Source organism: Streptomyces swartbergensis (assembly GCF_002148965.1).
GTDB classification, from domain to species: domain Bacteria; phylum Actinomycetota; class Actinomycetes; order Streptomycetales; family Streptomycetaceae; genus Streptomyces; species Streptomyces swartbergensis.
On sequence record NZ_NGFN01000596.1, the window covers coordinates 1 to 2,674 of the forward strand.

The window sequence follows — 2,674 nt, forward strand, 5'->3', positions numbered from 1 at the left end:
ACCCCGACGCGCGTGTGCCGCCCCAGCGGCCCTCGGGGGCGCACGCCGGGGAGCTCGAAAAAGACCGCACATAGACCGGACATCGGGCGCATACCGATCCGCCTCTGTGCCATGCCGGTGCCATCAGGCAGCATGTCCTGCATGTCCGTACTGACGCGCGACGAAGCGCAGACCCGAGCAGGGCTCCTCGACGTCCACCGCTACACGATCGAACTCGACCTGACCACCGGCGACGAGATCTTCGACTCCCGCACCCTGATCAGGTTCAGCGCCCGCGCGGACGGGGACACCTTCGTCGAGGTCAGGCCCGCTGAGCTGCGCTCCGTCACCCTCGACGGACAACCCCTGGACCCGGAAGCCCTGGACGGCAACCGGCTGCCCCTGAAGAACCTCACCGCCGGCGAGCACGAACTGCGCGTGCACGCGCACATGCGCTACTCCCGCACCGGCGAGGGCATGCACCGCTTCACCGACCCCACCGACGGCGAGACCTACGTCTACACGCAGCTGTTCCTGGACGACGTCCAGCGCGTCTTCGCCGCCTTCGACCAGCCCGACCTGAAAGCCGTCTTCGAGCTGTCGGTGAAGGCCCCACAGGGCTGGACCGTCCTCGCCAACGGCGTCACCGAGCACACCGGCGACGGCCTCTGGCAGGCCGCCGCCACCCCGCTGATCTCCACCTACCTCGTCGCCGTCGCCGCCGGCCCCTGGCACTCCGTGCGCACCGAGCACCGCGGCCTGCCCTTCGGCCTGCACTGCCGCCGCTCGCTGGCCCCCTACCTGGACAACGACGCCGACGAACTCCTCGACGTCACGCGCGCGTGCTTCGACCGCTACCACGAGAAGTTCGACGAGCCCTACCCCTTCGACTCCTACGACCAGGCCTTCGTCCCCGAGTTCAACGCGGGCGCCATGGAGAACCCCGGACTGGTCACCTTCCGTGACGAGTTCGTCTACCGCTCCGCCGTCACCGACACCGAGCGGCAGACCCGCGCCATGGTCGTCGCCCACGAGATGGCCCACATGTGGTTCGGCGACCTCGTCACCCTCAGGTGGTGGGACGACATCTGGCTGAACGAGTCCTTCGCCGAGTACATGGGCTACCAGACCCTCACCGAGGCGACCCGCTTCACCGACACGTGGACCGACTTCGGCGTCGCCCGCAAGTCCTGGGGCTACGACGCCGACCAACGCCCCTCCACCCATCCCGTCGCCCCCGAGGCCGTCGACGACACCGCCTCCGCGCTCCTCAACTTCGACGGCATCTCCTACGCCAAGGGCGCCAGCGCGCTGCGGCAGCTGGTCGCCTGGCTCGGCGAGAAGGACTTCCTGGCCGGCATCAACACCCACTTCACCCGGCACAGGTTCGGCAACGCCACCCTCGCCGACTTCATCGACTCCCTCGCCGGCGCCACCGACCGCGACGTCCACGCCTGGGCCGACGCCTGGCTGCGCACCACCGGCGTCGACACCCTCACCCCGCACCTCGCCCCCGGCGAGAACGGCACCTGCGCCCTCACCGTCGACCGCACCGGCAGCCGCCCGCACCGCATCGCCGCCGGCCTGTACGACCGGGACCTCGGCGACGACGGCAAGCACCTCGTCCTGCGCGAACGCCTCCACCTGGACCTGCCGCAGACCGGCGCCCACCCCATCGGCAAGCGCCCCGCACTGCTCCTCCTCAACGACGGCGACCTCAGCTACGCCAAGGTCCGCTTCGACCCCGAGTCCTTCGAGACCGTCCGCAAGGAGCTGTCCGGCCTGCCCGAACCGCTCACCCGCGCGGTCGTCTGGAACGCCCTGCGCGACGCCGTCCGCGACGGCGAACTGGCCCCCGCCGCCTACCTGGAGACCGCCCGGGCCCATCTCCCGCTGGAGACCGACCTCGCGATCGTCCAGGGCGTGCTCGCCTTCGCCTCCACGTACCTCACCGACCGCTACCTCACGCCCGAGGAGCGACCCGCCGCGCTCGCCACGCTCTCCGAGCTGTGCCGCGACCTCATCCGCCGCACCGAGGACGGCGACAACCCCGGCCTGCGCCTGATCGCCGTACGCCACCGCATCGACGTCGCCGCCCACCCGGACACCATCGCCGCCTGGCTCGCCGACGGCACCGTGCCCGGCGGCCCGGAGCTCGACCCCGAGCTGCGCTGGCGCGTCCTGGGCCGGCTCGCCGTCCTCGGCGCCACCGACGAGGCCGCCATCGCCGCCGAACTGGAACGCGACCCGAGCGCCACCGGCCTGGAGGGCGCCGCCCGCTGCCGCGCCGCCCTGCCCGACCCGCAGGCCAAGGCCCGCGCCTGGGAGGCGATGTTCGGCTCCGACGAGCTGTCCAACTACCTGTTCACCGCCACCGCCCAGGGCTTCTGGCAGCCCGAACAGGCCGACCTGGTACGCGCGTACGTGCCGCGCTACTACACGGACGCGGTCGACCTCGCCGACCGCCGCGGCCCCGCCATCGCCGAAGCCGCCGGCCGCTGGGCCTTCCCCGCCCACGCCGTCGACCCCGAGAACCTCCGCCTCGGCGAGGAGTGCCTGCGCGACGCCGCCCCGATCCCGGCACTGCGCCGCAAACTCGCCGACCAACTCGACGACCTGGCACGGGCACTGCGGGTCCGGCAGGGGCAGAAGGTCTAGAACCTTCTGCCCCTGCCGGACCCGCAGTGCCCGTGCC

1 protein-coding gene is annotated in these 2,674 nt (G+C 72.0%); it reads left to right on the forward strand.

Features of this window, described 5'->3' with window-relative positions; translation table 11 throughout:
* Positions 1-141: 141 nt before the first annotated feature.
* On the forward strand, positions 142-2,637 hold the full coding sequence (gene pepN / locus CA983_RS42565; RefSeq protein ID WP_086605982.1) for an aminopeptidase N: 2,496 nt from the start codon (positions 142-144) through the stop codon (positions 2,635-2,637).
* Positions 2,638-2,674: the final 37 nt, after the last annotated feature.

Excerpts from the sequence above, each read along its gene's own strand:
- pepN (WP_086605982.1), top strand. The coding sequence starts at position 142 with ATGTCCGTACTGACGCGCGACGAAGCGCAGACCCGAGCAGGGCTCCTC.